Raw genomic sequence first — 18265 nt, 5'->3', positions numbered from 1 at the left:
CGTCAGGCGTAAGCCCGGCGGGGCCCTTCTTGCAAGGTAGACTGATGGAGGCGGGTGAGATTCGCCCGCGAGGGTTTGCCAAGCGCCGGGGGCTTTCGCGCGGGGTTATCGCGAAAGCCCCCGGCGGTTCGCAAATCCTTTATCAAACGAAAGGACATGCAGATGAGTTTGGGAAAGCTGACCGTCAACGGTCGCCAGGACGGCTTTTTGTGCGAGGGCAAACCGTTCTTTTGGTTTGCCGATACGTGCTGGAGCGCATTTACGAGCATTGCCGAGGACGACTGGGATTACTACCTGACCCGCCGTGCCGAGCAGGGCATGAACGCACTGCAGATCAACACGCTGCCGCAGTGGGATCGCTGCTGCCCCGACCTGGGCATTTGGCCCTATGCCAGCGAGGACGGCGTGCACTTTGATTGGTCCCGTCCCAACCAGGCGTACTGGGATCGTGCCGCCGCCATGTGCCGCGCTGCCGTCGAGCACGGCATTCGTCCGGCGCTCGTGCTCATGTGGTGCAATTACGTGCCCGGTACCTGGGGCGCCAAGATCGCCGAGCGTTGCGGCGCCGAGGTTATGCCGCGTGAGGAGGTTCGCGTCCACGTTGCCCGCGTCGTCGAGAACCTGGGCGAGTTCGACCCCGTCTACGTGGTGACGGGCGATACCGACTTTGCCGGCGACGAGGCGATCGCCTATTACGAGGACGCCCTCGACGAGGTCGTCAAGCGCGCGCCCGAGGCACTGCGCACCATGCATATCAACCGCGGTAACCGCACCATTCCGGCGCAGTATCTGGACCGTCTGGACTTTTATATGTTCCAGCCCGGCCACAACTACGAGGGCCAGCCCGAGGCATGGCGTCTGCCGCAGGACTTTATCGCCAACTATCCCAAAAAGCCGATGGTCAACTCCGAGCCTTGCTACGAGCAGATGGGTGCGTCGCGCAACGTCTACTGGCGTTTTACCGCGCAGGATTGCCGCGCGAGCGTATGGTCGTCGATTCTTGCCGGCGCCAGTGCCGGCGTGACCTATGGCGCACACGGCGTGTGGAACTGGCAAACATCGCGCAGCCAGGGTTCGGTCCTGGGCGAGGGCTTTGACATGCCCTTCCGCTGGCAAGAGTGCCTGCAGTTTGCGGGTGTGTGGGACTTTGGCGCGATCGAACATGTGCTTGCCAGCCTAGGCGCTACTGCCGGTGACGATGCGCTTGCCGTGGTTCCGGCGCAGGAGCTGCTCGATGACGCGCGCGAGGCCATCCGTGTGGCGCGCGTTGGCGATCGCATCGTCGCGTACCTGCCGCGTACCACGGCGCTCAAGTTTAAGCTCGACGGCGCGCGTGGCTGGACGGCGACGGTCCTCGACATGGAGGACAAGCGCATCGCAAAACTGCCCGTCCGTGACAACGGTGACGGCACCGTGCGCGTGGCGCAGCATCCCTTTGAGCACGACGCTCTGGTGATCCTGACACCCGAGCGCTAACGGCTCTTCTCCAACATTTACAACCCAGTCCCTTTCATAAGGCTGCGACGGAATGGTTCCTGCATGACGGCTTTAAGCTGTCAAGGGGAGCCATTCCGCCGCACTCATTGGGGACGTACTTAAATGAGTGGTTTAACTTGAGACGGGACTTTTTGACCGCCTGATGGGTCGCGCGCCACGATTCGGGCGTCACAGCAGCTCGCCGTGGCGGGCAATGTAGCGGCGCTTTGCCAGCTGAGTGAGCGCGATGTAGGCGGTGACGATGCCGATGAGCAGCGCGAAGAAGCTCGCCGGCAGCGGCAAGAGGCCGAGCGCATCGGCGATGGGGCTTGCCGGCAGCCAGGTGACGAGCGCCAGGCCCAGTACGGTGAGAACGCACAGCGCGGGCGCGGCGTGGTCGCGCGGGCTCGGCAGGCGCGGGGAGCGCAGCATGTGGATCACGAGCGTCTGCGACCACATGGACTCGACAAACCAGCCGCTCTGGAAGAGCGCCACAAAGGCCGCCATGCCTGCGGCGTTGCCCGTCCCGGCGAGCTCGGACCAGCTTGCGCCTACGGTGGCAGGGCACACCACAAAGAAGAGCGCGGCGAAGGTTACGATGTCAAACAGCGAGCTCACGGGACCCAACTCGAGCATAAAGCCCTTAATGGACGCGGCGTCCCAGGCGCGCGGACGGGCGGTCCAGGCGTCATCGACGGTGTCCCACGGCAGCGCGATACACACGATCTCGTAGACCAGCGACAGCAACACCAGCTGCAGGGCGCTCATGGGCAAAAACGGCAGGAACAGGCTCGCGACGGTCACGGACAGTACGTTGCCAAAGTTGGAGCTCACCGTGGTCTTGAGGTACTTGAGCAGGTTGCCGTAGGTGCGGCGGCCTTCGATGATGCCGCGCTCGAGCACACCCAGGTCCTTCTGAAGCAAGATGATATCGGCGGATTCCTTGGCGATGTCGACGGCCGAATCGACCGAGATGCCGCAGTCGCTCGCGCGCATGGCGGCGGCGTCGTTGATGCCGTCGCCCATAAAGCCCACGGTGTGGCCGAGCAGCTCGCGCATGACGCGCACCAGACGCGCCTTCTGCAGCGGCGAGAGCTTGGCGAAGAGGTGGGTGTGCTCGGCGCGCTCGGCAAGCTCGGCGTCATCGAGCGCATCGATCTCGGAGCCCAGCAAGACATTGCTCGCGTCGATACCGATCTGCTCGCAGACGGTGGCGGCGACGCGATCGTTGTCGCCGGTCAGGACCTTGACCGCCACGCCCTTGGCCTCGAGGGTGGCGACGGCGCCCGCGGCACTCGCCTTGGGCGGATCGAGGAAGGCCAAAAAGCCCATCAGCACCATGTCGCACTCGTCGGCGATGCCAAACTCGCCCACGAAGCGCGGATTGGTCTTCTGCGCCACGGCAATCACGCGCAGGCCCTCGGCGTTAAGTCCGGCGACCTGCTTTCGAATCTGGGCGAGCCTCTCGTCGGTGAGCGGCTGAGCGATGCCATCGACCTCGACAAAGGAGCAGATCTCGAGCATTTCCTCGGCAGCGCCCTTGGTAACCATCTGGGTTTTGCCTTGGGCGTCGGCGACAACTACGCTCAGGCGACGGCGCGAGAAATCGAAGGGCACCTCGTCGACCTTGGTATAGCGGTCGCGCAGGCTCTGGCCCAGCATGGAATCGGGCACGACGGTCGAGGGCGTCACATCGGCACGGTCGATGACGGCCAGGTCGATAAGGTTTTTGAGGCCGGTCTGGAAGAAGCTGTTCAAAAACGCATGGCGCAGCACGCGTGCATCCTCGTTGCCGTCGGTGTTGAGGTAGCGCTCGAGCACGATGCGGTCCTCGGTGAGGGTGCCGGTCTTGTCGCAGCACAGGACGTCCATCGCGCCGAGGTTTTGGATCGCCGGCAGTTCCTTGACGATAACCTGGCGACGGGCGAGGTCCTTGGCGCCCTGCGACAGGCTCGTGGTCACGATGACGGGAAGCATCTGCGGCGTGATGCCCACGGCCACGCTCGTGGCGAACAACAGCGCATCGATGACGTTGCCCTTGGTGGCGGCGTTGATGGCAAAGACCGCCGGCGCCATAACGAGCATGAGGCGCACGAGCAGCATGGAGACGCTCGAGACGCCGCGGTCAAACGCGCTCTTCTCGCCGCGCCCGTTGAGCATCTTGGCGATGCCGCCCAGGTATGTGTCCGAGCCGGTGGCAACGACGAGTGCCATGGCGGTGCCGTTTTGCACGGAGGTGCCGGTAAAGACGATGTTCTTGCAGGCAGACAGCGGCAACGCGGAGCTGTCGGCGCCCTCAATGACAGCTGCGGCAGAGGTCTTCTCGACGGCCTCGCTCTCGCCCGTGAGCGCGGACTCGATCACAAACAGGTCGCGCGCGGTGATGATGCGGGCATCGGCCGGCACCATATCGCCGGCAGAGAGACGGATCACATCGCCGGGGACGAGCTCGTCGAAGGGGATTTCGAGGCGCTCGTCGTCGCGCAGGGCGCAGCAGGTGTTAGAGACCAGGTCCTTGAGGGCCTCGGCCGCATTGCCGCTGCGGGCTTCCTGGATAAACTTCATGCCGCCCGATACCAGCAACATGATGCCGATGACGATGACCGTGGAGGGGTCGCGCTGCGGCTCGGGCACGGCGAGCACGTCGATGTAGAGCGAGACCAGCGCGAGCGCGGCGAGGATGCCGGCGAAGGGGTCAACGAATGCGTCGGCGATGCGGCGCACAAGCGTCTTGGTCGGCGCCTCGATGGTGTTGGGGCCGACGGCGTTCAGGCGCTCGGCGGCATGCTCGGCAGTGAGTCCGTCGGCCGTGGCGTCGAGCAGCACGAGGGCGTCCTCGGCGCTATGGGTGGCGGCGAATATGATGTTCTTGGACATGCCGGCGCGAGCGGCGGGGCGCGCCGTGCGGCGGCGCTTGGAGATGGCTTCGAGTACCGTGGCGGTTTTGAGCATCAGCATAGGGTCCTCCTTGTTGAAGGGAGTTAGCGTACGTGTCGTATTTGCTTCAAAAAACCTAGATGTCGCTCACGTCATGCTTTCAAACCACCACAAAGGGACAGGCACCTTTGTGGTGGTTTTGACGATCGGTTAGTGGCGCTTATGCGTGCGCGGAATCCTCGCGGCGTGCCGAGGGCGACATGCAGGTTTTTCGACTATGGCTGCCTTCCATGGCACACCCCCTTAAGGCCGGGCGCGGCGCGCTTTGGGTATCTCGTACCCGTTTTAATCCGCCCGTATTTTTGATGAGGGGGTTTGCCGTGTCAACCCCTTTGTTTGGAAAACCATTGCCCCTGACAAAGCCTTTACAGAATGCTGAGGCCCCAAAGCGCGCCCGCAACGCGCCTTGCCTGCGCTAAACTGGAAGACACGTACGCGATTACGAGAGGAGCCCGCATGGAGGCTTACAAGCAAGAGTTCATCAAGTTTATGGTCGAGTCCGATGTTCTTAAGTTCGGCAGCTTTACGCTCAAGAGCGGCCGTCAGTCCCCGTTCTTTATGAACGCCGGCGCTTACGTGACGGGCTATCAGCTCAAGAAGCTGGGCGAGTATTACGCCCAGGCCATTCACGATAACTTTGGCGACGACTTCGACGTGCTGTTTGGACCGGCCTACAAGGGCATTCCGCTGGCCGTCGTGACCGCCATTGCCTACCACGAGCTGTACGGCAAGGAGGTCAAGTACTGCTGTGACCGCAAGGAGGCCAAGGACCACGGTGCCGACAAGGGCAACCTTTTGGGCTATGAGCCCCAGGACGGCGACCGCGTGATTATGGTCGAGGATGTCACCACCTCCGGCAAGTCCATCGACGAGACCTACCCCAAGGTCAAGGCTGCTGCCGATGTCGAGATCAAGGGCCTTATCGTTTCCCTCAACCGCATGGAGGTCGGCAAGGGTGGCGTGACCACCGCGCAGAAGGAGATCGAGGCCAAGTACGGTTTCCCCGTCGCGAGCATCGTCTCCATGGCCGAGGTCGTCGAGACCCTCTACAACCACGAGATCGACGGCAAGGTCGTCATCGATGACGAGCTCAAGGCCGCTATCGACGCCTACTACGAGCAGTACGGAGCTCGTTAGTTACGGCGTTTTACCAAACGCCGTAACTGCTCGACGCTGCAAACCCGCCAGAGCGGCAATCTGCCTTTCAACTTCGGCGGCATGACCAGAAGGTCAATGCCGCCTCGTTTCAAGGCACCTTGCTCGCTCTGGCGGGTTTTCGCTGTCGCTACCAAAACATCGGCGTTGCCGTGGTAGTCATTGGGGACAGACATAAATGAGTAGTCATTGGGGACGTTCTTAAATGACTACTCAGGATGAGTGTCCAAAAATCCGCGCTCGTTCGATTGGCGCATGTCTACGCAGCGTAGGTTGTCGAGCCTGGCCTTCAAATGGATACTGACTGTCGAACCGGTTCACTCCATTTCTTCAATTTGATTGGACAGCCCATGAACCAGACACGGCAAACCAATGCCTCCCATACTTTTTTGGCAGCGCATGCCATTAAGCAGCTGCGCGAAGAGCGCGGCCTCACCCAGCGCGCCCTGGCGGAAAGCCTTGGTGTGACCGATAAAGCCGTCAGCAAGTGGGAATCCGGCCGCGGCCTTCCCGACATTTCCCTCGTTGAGCCTTTGGCCCAGAGACTCGGCATAAGCGTGGCTGAGCTTTTGGCTGGTGACATTCGGGCCAACGCCAACCGTGCAGGCAATATGCTCAAAGGCGTCTTTTACGTTTGCCCTATCTGCGGAAACGTTGTGCACGCGCTCGGAGAAGGCAGCTTTAGCTGCTGTGGCTCCACGATGTTTCCCCAGGAGGCCGAAGAGCCGGACGCGGACCACGCCTTTTCCATCGAGCGCATCGAGGACGATTGGTACGTCACGCTCGATCATCCCATGACCAAGGATCACTACATTAGCTTTGTGGCATATGCGACTATGGACGGCGTCTGCTTTAAGAAGCTCTATCCAGAGCAATCGGTGCAGCCGCGCTTCCATATTACCGGGCGCGGCAGGATATATCTTTACTGCAACCAACACGGGCTCTTTACGTCGCTGACGCCTCGCAAATAACGGCTGTCTATCCGCCCTCCTCATGCGTTTCCCAGGGGACCCAAAATGAGCGTGGATAATCTCCCGGTTTTGGCCTGTGTGCGGGCTCAAAGTGGGAGATTATCCACGCTCGTTATCTGAGTGTCCAAAAATCCACGCTCGTCGTTACTTGAGCCCGGGCAGGCGGGTGTAGGGAAACGACCGCTCGAGGAACTCGGAACAGCGGGCGTAATCTTTGGCAAAGTAGCTGCTGTAGAGCGAATCGAGCACGTATTGCACGGCGATGTGGCTGGCGAACTGCGTGATGCGGTGCGTCATACTCTCGTGGTCGCTCACCATGAGATAGGCGGCAAAGCCGGGGTGAATGCGGGCGCAGTACGGTGTGCCGATGACGATGACCGGGACGCGTCGACTGCTGAGGATCGGCAAGATCTCCCTGAGGTTGGGGGCAAGGCCGCTGTAGGAGATGACAATCGCCACATGGTCGGGGCCCGAGGCGAGCGCCGTACGCACCTGCGCCTCGACGCTGCCGTAGCACGTCGCGCTTTTACCGGCGGAAAGCAAGCGATCGCGGAACATTCCCGCTGGATACAGGTTATGCGAGCCCGTGTAGATGTCCACGGTGTCGGCGCGCATGACGAGCTTGGCGGCGTAGTCGAGCTGTGCGGGGTCGAGCAGTTCCTGCGTTTCGGCCAAGGTGGTCTGGTAGAGCCCCTCCATGCGCTCCATTACCTGTGCGGGGGTGGAGGTGGCATCGAAGGGAAAGTTGATGTCCACGTCGCGCCGATTGCCCGCCTCGGTCGCCTGGCGGATGAGCTCGACCTTGAGGTCTTTGAATCCCTCGAGGCCGAGCTTTTTGCAAAAGCGGTGCACGCTCGCGACCGAAACGTTGGCGCACGCGGCAAATTCCTTAATGGAAAGCCCGCGCACATCCTCGCCCATGGCGAGGGCCGTTTGCCCAAGTTGTTGCTCGGTGGGGGTGAGGCTTTTGCCCTGCGTGATCTTTCGCCTGATATCCATATGGCTCCTATGCGTTTGCGTCGCGATAAACCAATCATAACGATAAATAAAACGTTCGGCTTGGCTGGGAGTTTTGGTCCGCCGGTCTATGAACGACGGACCGCTCGACGCCGTGCGGGCTCAACATGGGGGCACTGTCCTTGTTGGGCCGTTTGCGCCCGGGGCGTTACCCGAGCACACGTACGGGCCCCAAGAGGCCGCTGGGCTCGGAGGGCTCGGTCATGCCGAACATGTCGGGGACGGCATGGTCGAGGGTGTTGATGATATCGATCGTAAGCGCGTGCTCGCCGGCCAAAAGCGCGCCGGCCTCAAAGCGGTAAGGCGGACAGATGCGCGTGCCGAGGGATTTGCCGTCGAGGGTGACGGTTTCGGTCTCAAAGACCTCGCCAAAGTCGATGACGGTGCGGGTGGCCGCTTCGTCCAGGACAAAGGAAGCCTGGTAGCGGAATGTGCCGGCCTTGCCGGGGAACTCGGCCGAGGAAAGGTCGTGCAGGTCTGCAAGCTCAACAGACTCGCCAAAGGCATCGGTGCCAGGGGTAGAGAAGGCAACCGTCCAGGGCCCGTCGATGCATGCGGCTTCGGTTCCAGCGGTTGTCGCGCCGGCGGAACCTGTAGCCCCAAGGACCACGATGCAGCTCTCGTAGGGAGCCAGCTCGAGCGTGCCGTCAAAGGCGGCGGGCTCGGTGCCGTTGAGCAGGTCGAGGCGCGCGCCTGCAACGGGTGTGCCGTCGGCAAGCGCAATCTGAGTGGAGATACCCTGCTTGGGATGCTCGTTGACGAGCATCAGATAGCTCTCGCCCGCCCGCTCGTAGCGCAGTGCGCGCAGCCAGGGCTGGGGCTCGGCGCAAACCAAGGTCTGCATGCCGGTATTGGCAAGTGTGTCTGCGAGCTCGGTGGTCGCCAGGAGCTTGATGTCGGCGAGCGCGGTTGCATCCAGGGAGGCAAAGCCCTCGCGGCCTGCAGTGTCACCGTCGTAGCGCTTGTTCGGCAACTCATCCAGCGCGTACACGGCAACACCTGCGGCTGCGGCACGCGCGGCAAAGTCGAGCACGGCTCCGCCGGCAAACTCGGCTCCGGGCATCACCAGGCAGCGGTATGCCTGGCCGTTCACGCTAAAGCCGCTACCGTCTGCGGCAATTTCAACGGCATAGCGCCCTGCGTCCTCAAATGCCTCTGCCGGCACGATGTCAAAGTCGACCTGCGCGCGCAAAAGCTCGGAGGCGGCATGCTGCATAAAGTTCGCCTCGCCTGCCCACTCGGCGTCCGCATGGTAGAGAAGCGCCACCGGGGTCGTTGCGCGCCCGCCGCTCAGCAGGCTCGCCGTACGGTTCATGTAGCTCATGAGCTGCCCAAAGTGTGCAAACTGGGGGTTTTGGCCATGCGCATAGAAATGCGGCGGGCAGTCCCAGTCGGGGAAGGCGGCCATGCTAAAGGCATGCGGCACAAACCAATTGACGCCGCGCACCAAAAAATGATCGGCGATCCACTTCATCTCGCGTAGGCCTTCGTGCCATCCAAATGCGCCAAAGACCTCGGCCATGCAACGCCCCTGCTTTTTGGGGTCGAGGTGTGCTGCCGAGGAGCCCAGCTTGGGCAGCACGTAGTTATAGAACTCGAGGTCCCACACGCCGCGCCCGTAGCTGTGAAGGCCGCGGTCCATGCCAGGCACCAGCTGGTTGATCACGATGTCGACGCCCGCCATGTCCTGACCGCCCACGGCGCGGAAGTAGTGCCCGGCGCCCACGCCCAGGCGCGCGTGGCAGTCCTTGTCCTCGATAACGTGGCCGATGTACTGCACGCCGCGCGCGCGGCACCAGTCTCCGAGCTGGTCGCAGAAGCACTCCTTATAGAGGGTGCTCGCGATGTCCATATAGACGTGGCGTACGTGCGCGCCGGCCGGCTCGCGGTCCCACAGGTGCGGGAGCTCGGCCAGGTAGCGCTCGCCCAGTGCCGCTCGTAGGCGACGCTCAAGCTCGACCGACCAGGGTAGGGGCGCGGTGGCCTTGCCGATGAGCGTGTCCGAGATGCCATCGGGGCCCGTGGTGCCCTTCTCGTTGGCAAATCCGGGCTCATCGGAGAAAAAGCCCAGGATCGTCTTGCCAAACTCATCGCCCAGATGCTCAAAATGCGGCTCGTAGACAGCATCGATGAGCCGCGCCACCGAGGCGCGGTCGACCATATTGATATAGTCCTCGTTGTAGGAGGTCTTGCCGCTCGTGAACATCACGCATGCCTGCGTGAGGCCCGCAGGCGCATCGAAGACCAGGCGGCTGGGGTTGCCGTTTGCATCGTCGATTACTCGGTAAGCGACGTCGACGGGGCTGCCGTCCTGCATAAATGTCACGCCGTAGAAGCGCTCCGTTTTGTCGAGCATGTTGGCGAGCGCGATGCTCGCGGCGGACGTGGGGCCCACGATGTCGAACGTGCGGTGCGTGAGCACGATCTTGCGGAGCTCGGGCACGGCCTCCTTGACGGCGCCGTTGGCAAAGCCCGTGGGGAAGTGCGCGTCGTCCAAGATCCAGAGCTTAAGGCCCAGCTGCTTGCACTCGTCAATGACAAAGCGCAAGTCGCGCCACCAGCCCTCGCCGCAAAAATCGGGGTGTGGGCGGCTTTCGAGACAGACCTCGTGGATGTCGGCGCTGGCGATCTTTTCCAGATACTCGGCAATGGTCTTATGGCTCTCGCCCTTCATCCACAAAAACGGAAGCACGTGGTTGTCGTATGTGCCCTCGAGCACCTGCTGATAGTACGCGGTCATGGATCCTCCTTGGCTCGATCGATCTGCTGCATAGCACAGATTATGGACATGTCAGCGCGTTCTGCTAATATCTGAATCACGACGAACTATGACCAAATCAACGATTGGCAAGCCATGGAGATCGACGAGCTCGAGCGTAGGCTCAACGAACTGAGCGCCAGTGAGATCGCTTATAAAGACGGCATGGCATTTGATTGGTCGATTATGACCGAGCATGTCGAAATCGACGGATGCCCAGTGCGCAAGATTGGCCAGCCAGGGTTTGCCTATGCCCAGCCCGGCATGCCGCGTGGCCTGACGATAAGGAAAAACTCGCGCTTTAATGCAGTTCCCGAGCACGTGCATGATTACGTGGAGCTGAGCTATGTGTATCGCGGACGCTGCCCGCAGACGGTGGCGGGGGAGAGGCTCGAGCTGGGCCGCAACGAGGTGCTTTTGCTCGACGCCCTCTGCCCGCATGCCGTGGCGGCGCTTGGTGAGGACGACATCATGCTGAGCATGACCGTTTCACGCTCTTTTTTGCGCCGGAGTCTCGAGTCGAGCCTCTCGCGCGAGAGCGCGGTCTCGCGGTTTTTGTTCAACGCGCTCAACAGCGAGACGGACCATCGGGGCCATGTCCGTTTTCATTGCGGCGAGAGCCGTCGGATTCGGCGCTACATGCAGGAGATGCTCTGCGAGCTGTACGACCCGAGCCCCAACGGTCCCGAGATCGTCTTGCGTCTGTTTCAGCTGTTTTTGGCCGAGCTCATGGATTGCTACGAGCGCGAGCTGGTGCGCGGCGCGGCGGACGGCGCAGCGGGGCCCACTGCCCTGGTGACGGGAATGCTTGGCTATATCGATCGCGAATTCGCTGCATGCTCCCTCGAGGGGATGGCGGCGGAGTTTGGCTTGAGCCCTAATTATGCGACGGCGCTCCTCAAGCGGCATGTGGGCAAGACCTTTAGGCAGCTTGTGCAGGAGCGACGCCTGGTACGTGCGGCCGAGCTTCTGCGCGGCGGCGCCACGGCCGGGGCGGCTGCGCATGCGGTGGGCTATGAAAACATGAGCTTCTTCTACCGTAAGTTTCACGACAAGTATGGCTGCACCCCCGCGGCATACCGCCGGTAAGCGCGGGGCGGATTGTCTTCGCTCCTTCGGTGTCAAAAAGTTTCAGCTGCAGCGCTGTTGCAGCGCGCGTCTGCGAAAAGAAGTGTCCAAATCGGCGCCTTCGCCCTGGCCTGGAGCGACTCGGCGGCATACTCGTTTCATCAGCAACACGCATGAGCGAGGAGGCACTTATGGGATTCCCCGAGGGTTTCTATTGGGGCGGCGCCACGGCCGCCAATCAGTTTGAGGGCGCTTGGAACGTTGACGGCCGCGGTCCGTCGGTCGACGACCACTTCTTGGGTGGCAGCTACAAGGAGCCGCGCCAGATTACGATCGACATCGACCCTAACCGCTTCTACCCCAACCATGACGGCATCGATTTCTACCATCACTACGAGGAGGACATCGCGCTGTTCGCCGAGATGGGCTTCAACATGTTCCGCATGTCCATCTCTTGGAGCCGCATCTTCCCCAACGGCGACGACGCCGAGCCCAACGAGGCCGGCCTCGCCTTTTACGACCGCGTCTTCGACTGCCTGCGCGCTCACAATATCGAGCCGCTCGTGACCCTGTCGCACTACGAGATGCCTTATCACCTGGTCGAGAAATACAACGGCTGGGCGAGCCGCGAGCTCATCGGCTTCTTTGAGAAGTACTGCCAGACCGTCTTCGACCGCTATCAGGACAAGGTCAAGTTCTGGCTCACCTTCAACGAGATCAACTGCGGCACCCAGGACATGGGCAACCTCTTTGGGACCAGCATGATCCAGGGCTTTGAGGGCCCGGCTTCGGCGGTCCACACCACGCCGCAGGCCCGTATGCAGGCCCTGCATCACCAGTTTGTCGCCAGCGGCCGCGTCGTGCGCTATGCCCACGAGCACTATCCGCAGTTTAAGATGGGCAACATGGACTGCTTCATCCTCTCCTATGCCGCCACGTGCGATCCGGCCGACGTGTTCGCCACGCAGCAGGAGATGAATACCATGAACTGGTACTGCTCCGACGTGCAGGTGCGCGGCAAGTATCCGTTCTATGCCAAGCGCTTCTGGGCCGAGAACGATGTCGAGCTTGTGATGGAGGACGGTGACCTGCAGGATATCGCCGACGGCAAGGTCGATTTCTACACCTTTAGCTACTACATGTCCGGCACCGTGGGCACCCACAAGGATCACGAGATGACCGAGGGCAACATGACCTTTGGCGGCAAGAATCCCTATCTGGAGTCCACCGACTGGGGCTGGCAGATCGATCCGCTGGGCCTGCGCATCGCCCTCAACGAGATTTACGCCCGCTACGAGATTCCGCTGATGGTGGTCGAGAATGGCATGGGCGCCTACGATGAGGTCGAGGAGGACGGCTCCATCCACGACCCGTATCGTATCGCCTACTTGCAGAGCCACGTCAAGGCCATGGGCGAGGCCATTGCCGACGGCGTCGACCTGATCGCCTACACCTGGTGGGGCCCCATCGACCTGGTTTCCGCCGGCACCGGCGAGATGCGCAAGCGCTACGGCTTTATCCACGTCGATAAGTACGACGACGGCACCGGTACCTACGAGCGACGCCGCAAGGACAGCTTCTACGCCTACCAGAAGATCATCAAGTCCAACGGTGCCGAGGGCCTGGATTAATCGACAATATGAGTGCCACCGGGGAAAAGCGTTGGGATGGGCTCGCGATTCGAGTCCCCACCTTAGCATTTGAACCATTTGGCACTATAATCACCATAGGCATGCGCACAACGTTGCGCTTAATCAAGAGGAGAAAACGTATGGGTCTGTTTGACATGTTCAAGAAGAAGGCTGAGCCCGCGACTGCCGCTGCTCCGTCCTCCATCTCTGCTTCTGCCGGCGCCGACGTGCTGTGCTCGCCCGTCAAGGGCAAGGTCATCAAGATGGCCGACGTGCCCGATCCCGTCTTTGGTGGCGAGGTTCTGGGCAAGGGCTGCGCCGTGTGGCCCGAGGACGACCTGGTCTACGCTCCCTGCGACGGCAAGGTGACCGTCACCATGGGTCACGCCGTGGGCCTGCAGTCCGATAGCGGCATCGAGGTTCTGGTGCACGTTGGCGTCGATACCGTCAACATGAACGGCGATGGCTTCGAGGGCTTCGTCAAGGCCGACGATGTCGTTAAGGCTGGCCAGCCCATGCTCAAGATCGACCGCGCCAAGATCGCCGCTGCCGGCTACAAGGACTGCGTCGTCGTGGCTGTGTCCAACACCGCCGAGTTCGCCGACGTCGAGCTCGCCGTCGAGGCTGACTCCGCTGTCTCCGCTGGCGATGCCATCGTCAAGGTCGTCCGCAAGTAGTCTGCGGCAACATAAGGGTGTTTTGGGGTGGTCGGGTTATCCGGCCGCCCTTTTTTATTGCAATGCGGCGGAACGTTTTATTGCGCGTTGGGCGGACCGGTAAACCGTTCGGACGTTAAATCGAGCCGACTGCGCCTTTGCTTTGCCGGGGGTGTTCGTTATCGGCTAGTATGGCCTTATTGTTACGACGCGCACCGCGTCGGGAAGCGCGGTGCCGCTTGTTGGGAGGAATGTCATGAAGAAGAAGCTGCTGCTTGCGCCCCTGATGGCTGTTCTGGTCGCGTGCGTGGTTGTGCTTTCCGGCTGCGGAGGTCCTTCGGTTGAGGAGCTCATCACCGAGGATCTTACGACGCAGTTTGACGAGGTCAAGAACGGCGGCGACGACTTCCTCGCCGGCCTGGAAGAGGCCTCGGGCGACGAGTTCGAGCAGCTGGGCATCGATCCCAAGGAGTACGCCAAGAGCTATCTCGAGGGTTTTGACTACAAGATCGGCGATGTGACGGTCGACGAGGACAAGGGCACCGCGACTGCCGATGTCACCATTACCTGCAAGTCCATGAACAAGATCGTTGAAGATTTCGCCACCCAGTATCAGGAGAAGATCGCGGCGCTCGATACGATGCCTTCCGAGGACGACCTGTACAAGATGGCCGGCCAGGTCATGGTCGACGTGACCAAGGCCGCTAAGACCAAGGACACCAAGGTTACCTTCAAGTACACCGCCAATGACGATGGCGAGTGGTCTGCTGACGATTCCGCAACCACCGAGATGATGAATGCGATGATGAGCTAGGGGAGTTACGCGGTAGTTCGTTACGGCGTTTTACCAAACGCCGTAACTGCCCGACGCTGCGCGGGCACCAGAGCGACAACTTGTCATTCAAAGAGGACGGCATGACCAGAAGGTCTATACCGTCCTCTTTTCATGCCAATTTGTTCGCACTGGTGCCCGCTCGCTGCCCGTCCTCTACCTGCGGCGTTGCCATGGTAGTCATTGAGGCGGCACTTGGGGACGTTCCTTTTCTGCCGGCAGTTGGGGACACTCCTTGTATCAACGCCGTATCAAATGCTCGGGAAAATGCGACCCGGTTTTTTGGCCGAATTCCGGGTCGCGGTTTCCGGATGGGGCGGGTTGCGGAAACCGCGACCCGGAATATTGCTCTGAAACGGGATACGGTTTCCCCGACGCGCCTCAAACGGAAAGTGCATCCCATTTCGGAGCTCCAAAACGGGATGCACTTTCCGCGTGGAAGAATTGTCGCAGCTGCGTTAAGCGGTGTCGCTCGCTACTCGCCCAAGATTAGCTCGGCGAGTTCGTCCTGCGTATCTACCACGTAGTCGGCGCCGGCGGCTTCCAGCTCTGCGCGGCCGCGGAAGCCCCAGCTGACGCCCGCGCTCTTAAGGCCGGCGTTGTGGCCGGTCAGAACATCGACATTCGAATCGCCCACATAGAGCGTGGTTGCCGGATCGGCGCCCAGCTCTTTCATCACATGCAACGTGACGGGTGCCTCGGGCTTGGGCGGAAATGCGCCCACACGGCCCTGTACCAGCGCAAAGCGATCGGGGCCAAAGTATTTCTCGATAAGCGGGGCTGCCGAAATATGATCCTTGTTGGTGAGCACGGCAAGCTGAACGCCCGCTGTGCGCAGACGGTCGAGCATCTCGATCGTGCCGGCATAGGGGGCGGTGTGGTCCTCCTTGTGCTCGCCGTAGTAAGCCCTAAACTCGGCAAGCGTCTGCTCAAACATGCGACCGTCGCCCGCATATTCGGCAGGCATAAAACGCTCAACCAGCTTGAGCATGCCGTTTCCCACCTTGTAGCGGTACTCGTCTACGGCAAACGTGGGCCAGCCGTGCATCTCGCAGGTATGGTTGCCGGCGGCCGCCAGGTCCTCGAGCGTGTTGAGAATGGTGCCGTCCAGGTCAAAAATCACATGGGAAAAAGCTGCTGCCATGGGTGCTCCTGCCGCTTGAGTTGTAAAACGCACCCCATGATACTGGGCATGCGTGCCGGGCATGTTTGGAATCTGAATATCTTTAATAGCCCTGAGCCTTTGTCGTTAGCAAATCCTCGGCAGCTGCTCTCCTACGAGCATGTCGAGGATGCGGGTCGAGCCCCAGCCGGTGTGTACGCGCACGGCGGGACGGGCGCCCTTGGCAAGCGGCAAAACGCGGCCGATGATGGCGGCGTTTTCTCCGTAGCGGGCGGCGCGCATGGCGGCCAGTGCCGCATCTGCCTGTTCGGCCGGCACCAAGGCGACCATCTTGCCCTCGTTTGCCACCTGCAACACATCGTAGCCGAGCATCTCGCAGGCTGCCTGCACGTCGGGGCGCACGGGCACTGCATCCTCGTCGACCTCCATGGCAACGCCGCTGGCCTGCGCAAACTCGTTGAGCGTCGAGGCCAGGCCACCGCGCGTGGGGTCGCGGAAGCAGCGCGTGTCAGGCGCTGCGGCCAAGACGTCGGCAATCAGGTGGTTGAGCGGCGCGGCGTCGCTTTCGATGGTGCTCGAAAACGCCAGACCCTCGCGCTGACTCATGATGGCGATACCGTGGTCGCCGAGTGTACCCGACACCAGGATGACATCGCCAGGCTGGCAGTTGGCGCCGCTGAGCGCCACGCCCGCGGGCACCTCGCCCACGCCGGCGGTATTGATGTAGACGCCGTCGGCCCCGCCGCGCTCGACCACCTTGGTGTCGCCGGTGATAATCTTCACACCTGCCTCGCGCGCTGTCTCGGCCATCGTCTGCACAATTTGGCGGAGCTTATCCATGGGGTAGCCCTCTTCGAGGATGAAGCCGCATGAGAGGTAGCGCACGTTAGCGCCCGAGGTCGCGACGTCGTTAACGGTTCCGCAAACGGCAAGACGTCCGATGTTGCCACCGGGGAAGAACTGCGGCGAGACTACAAAGCTGTCGGTCGACATGGCGATGCGCCCGCTCGCGGGCAGCGCGGCGACGCCGGCGTCGTTGCCTTCGAGCAGCTCGGGCGACCCAAAGGCATCCAAAAAGACCTCATCGATGATGCGTTTCATCATCTGGCCGCCGGAGCCGTGGCCCAGCAGGACGGTGCTATCGGTAACGCTATGGGACATATCGAAAACTCCAATCGTGGGTGGTGCCGGTGTGCGGGTGTGTCCGGGCTAGTCGCGGTAGCGGTAGTACGCCGCGCAGCTGCCCTCGGAGCTCACCATGCACGGGCCGACGGGGTGCTCGGGCGTGCAGGTGCGGCCAAAGAGCGGGCAGCTGCTCGGCGCAATGGCCCCGCGCAGCACGTCGCCGCAGCGGCACCCGCGCGGCTCGACCGTCGCCTCAACGGGCACGTCAAAGCGAGCACGGGCATCAAAGCGCGAGAACTCGGGGCGGATGGAAAGGCCCGAGTTGGCAATCGGCCCCAATCCGCGCCATGTGGTATCGCACGGCTCAAATACCTGCTCGACCAGCTGGCGCGCCACGGGATTGCCGTCGGCATTGACGCCACGGCGGTAGGCGTTGTCGATCGCGGGCCTGTCCTCGACAACCATCTGGACCAGCATGCAGATACCCTGCAAGATGTCGACCGGCTCAAATCCCGTTACCACGCCTGGAGTCTTAAACTCGTCGACCAAAAAGCCAAAGGGGGCCAAGCCCGTGATGGTGGCGACGTGGCCCGGCAGGATAAAGCCGTCGATGGTGGTCTCGGGATCGTTGGCAATCGCGCATAGCGCCGGCGGCGTGGTCTTGTGGGCGCAATAGACCGAGAAGTTCTGGAGCCCGCGTGCATCGGCCTCCAAAATGGCGGCGGCGATGGTGGGCGTTGTGGTCTCAAAGCCCACGCCCATAAAAATGACCGGGCGATCGGGGTTTTGCTCGGCAATGTCGAGCGCGTCGAGCGGAGAGTAGACGATGCGGATGTCGCGCCCCGCGGCCTTTTGCGCGGCAAGCGAGGTGGACGATCCGGGCACGCGCATCATGTCGCCAAAGGTGGTGATGATGGCGCCGTCCATCTTGGCGAGCGCGATTGCATGGTCGATATCGCGGTTGGCGGTAACGCAGACGGGGCAACCCGGACCGCTCAGCAGTTTGAGCCCGGCAGGCATAATGGAGCGAAAACCATAGCGCCCGATGCTCACGGTATGCGTGCCGCAGACTTCCATAAGGTTGATGCTGCGGTTGCCGACAAGCTCATGAATACGATCGATGAGATCGCGAGCCAGCTTGGGGTCGCGAAATGCCGAAAAGTCGATACCGGAGCGAACCGGCTGCGCCGCCGCCACTAGTATGCCTCGGCCGGGTTAGTGGCGAGCTGGTCCTCTTCGGCCAGCTCGGTCATGGTATTGACGAGCTCGAGTGTCTCTTGGGCTTCCTGCTCGTCGACAATCTGAATGCCAAAGCCGGCGTGCACGAGAATATAGTCGCCTACCTGTGCCGTCGGCACGAGGCGCAGCGAAACGGGGCGCTCGATGCCCATCATGTCGACGGTCGCCTTAAGGTCGTCGTCGCGTTTGACCACTTTGCCGGGAACGGCAAGGCACATAATGTTCCCCTTTTATACGTTTTGCGCTGGATAGGCGCCTAATTACCCATCAGTTGATG

At 61.7% G+C, this 18265-nt stretch carries 14 protein-coding genes; 7 read left to right on the top strand and 7 right to left on the bottom strand.

Annotation, left to right across the window (positions count from 1 at the left end; genetic code table 11):
• Positions 1-162 precede the first annotated feature (162 nt).
• Positions 163-1476 (top strand): glycoside hydrolase family 140 protein, encoded by a 1314-nt coding sequence (locus PMX70_RS02800; protein ID WP_271742811.1) that lies wholly within the window; start codon positions 163-165, stop codon positions 1474-1476.
• Between the two features lie 189 nt (positions 1477-1665).
• Here PMX70_RS02800 and mgtA read toward each other — a convergent pair whose 3' ends face one another.
• Positions 1666-4434 (bottom strand): magnesium-translocating P-type ATPase, encoded by a 2769-nt coding sequence (mgtA, locus tag PMX70_RS02795; RefSeq protein ID WP_271742810.1) that lies wholly within the window; start codon positions 4432-4434, stop codon positions 1666-1668.
• A 435-nt stretch (positions 4435-4869) separates the two neighbouring features.
• On the opposite strand from mgtA, the gene pyrE reads away from it, so the two are divergent.
• Together pyrE and PMX70_RS02785 are read left to right on the top strand one after the other, a co-directional pair.
• A complete protein-coding gene (gene pyrE, locus PMX70_RS02790) occupies positions 4870-5550 on the top strand; it encodes an orotate phosphoribosyltransferase (RefSeq protein ID WP_152074526.1) in 681 nt (226 codons plus the stop codon).
• Positions 5551-5918: 368 nt separating this feature from the next.
• The gene (locus tag PMX70_RS02785) at positions 5919-6539 is read left to right on the top strand and encodes a helix-turn-helix domain-containing protein (protein WP_117839941.1); all 621 of its coding nucleotides are present in this window, start codon (positions 5919-5921) and stop codon (positions 6537-6539) included.
• A 144-nt stretch (positions 6540-6683) separates the two neighbouring features.
• Here the strand turns inward: PMX70_RS02785 and PMX70_RS02780 are convergent, their stop codons facing one another.
• The gene (locus PMX70_RS02780) at positions 6684-7538 is read right to left on the bottom strand and encodes a MurR/RpiR family transcriptional regulator (RefSeq protein WP_117839942.1); all 855 of its coding nucleotides are present in this window, start codon (positions 7536-7538) and stop codon (positions 6684-6686) included.
• A gap of 166 nt (positions 7539-7704) precedes the next feature.
• On the bottom strand, positions 7705-10296 hold the full coding sequence (locus PMX70_RS02775; protein WP_271742808.1) for a hypothetical protein: 2592 nt from the start codon (positions 10294-10296) through the stop codon (positions 7705-7707).
• Positions 10297-10410: 114 nt separating this feature from the next.
• Here PMX70_RS02775 and PMX70_RS02770 point away from each other — a divergent pair, with 114 nt between their 5' ends.
• From PMX70_RS02770 to PMX70_RS02755, 4 genes are all read left to right on the top strand, one after another.
• Positions 10411-11403: a helix-turn-helix domain-containing protein gene (locus tag PMX70_RS02770; RefSeq protein ID WP_117817495.1), complete on the top strand. Its 993-nt coding sequence runs from the start codon at positions 10411-10413 to the stop codon at positions 11401-11403.
• A 170-nt stretch (positions 11404-11573) separates the two neighbouring features.
• On the top strand, positions 11574-13013 hold the full coding sequence (locus PMX70_RS02765) for a glycoside hydrolase family 1 protein (RefSeq protein WP_117773710.1): 1440 nt from the start codon (positions 11574-11576) through the stop codon (positions 13011-13013).
• Positions 13014-13153: 140 nt separating this feature from the next.
• A complete protein-coding gene (locus PMX70_RS02760; protein ID WP_117790320.1) occupies positions 13154-13690 on the top strand; it encodes a PTS sugar transporter subunit IIA in 537 nt (178 codons plus the stop codon).
• Positions 13691-13925: 235 nt separating this feature from the next.
• Positions 13926-14483, top strand: coding sequence for a hypothetical protein (locus PMX70_RS02755; protein ID WP_117757704.1), 558 nt, complete (start codon positions 13926-13928; stop codon positions 14481-14483).
• A 493-nt stretch (positions 14484-14976) separates the two neighbouring features.
• Here the strand turns inward: PMX70_RS02755 and PMX70_RS02750 are convergent, their stop codons facing one another.
• The 4 genes from PMX70_RS02750 to PMX70_RS02735 form a co-directional block, all read right to left on the bottom strand.
• A complete protein-coding gene (locus PMX70_RS02750) occupies positions 14977-15645 on the bottom strand; it encodes an HAD family hydrolase (protein ID WP_271742807.1) in 669 nt (222 codons plus the stop codon).
• Between the two features lie 105 nt (positions 15646-15750).
• Positions 15751-16785, bottom strand: a complete 1035-nt coding sequence (gene hypE, locus PMX70_RS02745; protein WP_271742806.1) for a hydrogenase expression/formation protein HypE — start codon at positions 16783-16785, stop codon at positions 15751-15753.
• 48 nt (positions 16786-16833) lie between these two features.
• Positions 16834-17946 (bottom strand): hydrogenase formation protein HypD, encoded by a 1113-nt coding sequence (gene hypD / locus PMX70_RS02740; protein ID WP_271742805.1) that lies wholly within the window; start codon positions 17944-17946, stop codon positions 16834-16836.
• The gene (locus PMX70_RS02735; RefSeq protein WP_055250830.1) at positions 17946-18206 is read right to left on the bottom strand and encodes a HypC/HybG/HupF family hydrogenase formation chaperone; all 261 of its coding nucleotides are present in this window, start codon (positions 18204-18206) and stop codon (positions 17946-17948) included. The genes hypD and PMX70_RS02735 overlap by 1 nt, the downstream gene beginning before the upstream one ends.
• Between the last annotated feature and the right edge of the window lie 59 nt (positions 18207-18265).

Origin of the sequence: Collinsella aerofaciens (assembly GCF_028206795.1) — a bacterium.
GTDB classification, from domain to species: Bacteria; Actinomycetota; Coriobacteriia; order Coriobacteriales; family Coriobacteriaceae; genus Collinsella; species Collinsella aerofaciens_AX.
This window is presented reverse-complemented; position numbering and strand designations above follow the sequence as displayed.

Bases quoted from the DNA above. Each gene is read 5' to 3' on its own strand.
- PMX70_RS02750 (WP_271742807.1), bottom strand. From the start codon at position 15,645: ATGGCAGCAGCTTTTTCCCATGTGATTTTTGACCTGGACGGCACCATT.
- mgtA (WP_271742810.1), bottom strand. From the start codon at position 4,434: ATGCTGATGCTCAAAACCGCCACGGTACTCGAAGCCATCTCCAAGCGC.
- PMX70_RS02760 (WP_117790320.1), top strand. From the start codon at position 13,154: ATGGGTCTGTTTGACATGTTCAAGAAGAAGGCTGAGCCCGCGACTGCC.
- hypE (WP_271742806.1), bottom strand. From the start codon at position 16,785: ATGTCCCATAGCGTTACCGATAGCACCGTCCTGCTGGGCCACGGCTCC.
- PMX70_RS02755 (WP_117757704.1), top strand. From the start codon at position 13,926: ATGAAGAAGAAGCTGCTGCTTGCGCCCCTGATGGCTGTTCTGGTCGCG.
- PMX70_RS02785 (WP_117839941.1), top strand. From the start codon at position 5,919: ATGAACCAGACACGGCAAACCAATGCCTCCCATACTTTTTTGGCAGCG.
- PMX70_RS02780 (WP_117839942.1), bottom strand. From the start codon at position 7,538: ATGGATATCAGGCGAAAGATCACGCAGGGCAAAAGCCTCACCCCCACC.
- PMX70_RS02800 (WP_271742811.1), top strand. From the start codon at position 163: ATGAGTTTGGGAAAGCTGACCGTCAACGGTCGCCAGGACGGCTTTTTG.
- PMX70_RS02775 (WP_271742808.1), bottom strand. From the start codon at position 10,296: ATGACCGCGTACTATCAGCAGGTGCTCGAGGGCACATACGACAACCAC.
- pyrE (WP_152074526.1), top strand. From the start codon at position 4,870: ATGGAGGCTTACAAGCAAGAGTTCATCAAGTTTATGGTCGAGTCCGAT.
- PMX70_RS02765 (WP_117773710.1), top strand. From the start codon at position 11,574: ATGGGATTCCCCGAGGGTTTCTATTGGGGCGGCGCCACGGCCGCCAAT.
- PMX70_RS02770 (WP_117817495.1), top strand. From the start codon at position 10,411: ATGGAGATCGACGAGCTCGAGCGTAGGCTCAACGAACTGAGCGCCAGT.
- PMX70_RS02735 (WP_055250830.1), bottom strand. From the start codon at position 18,206: ATGTGCCTTGCCGTTCCCGGCAAAGTGGTCAAACGCGACGACGACCTT.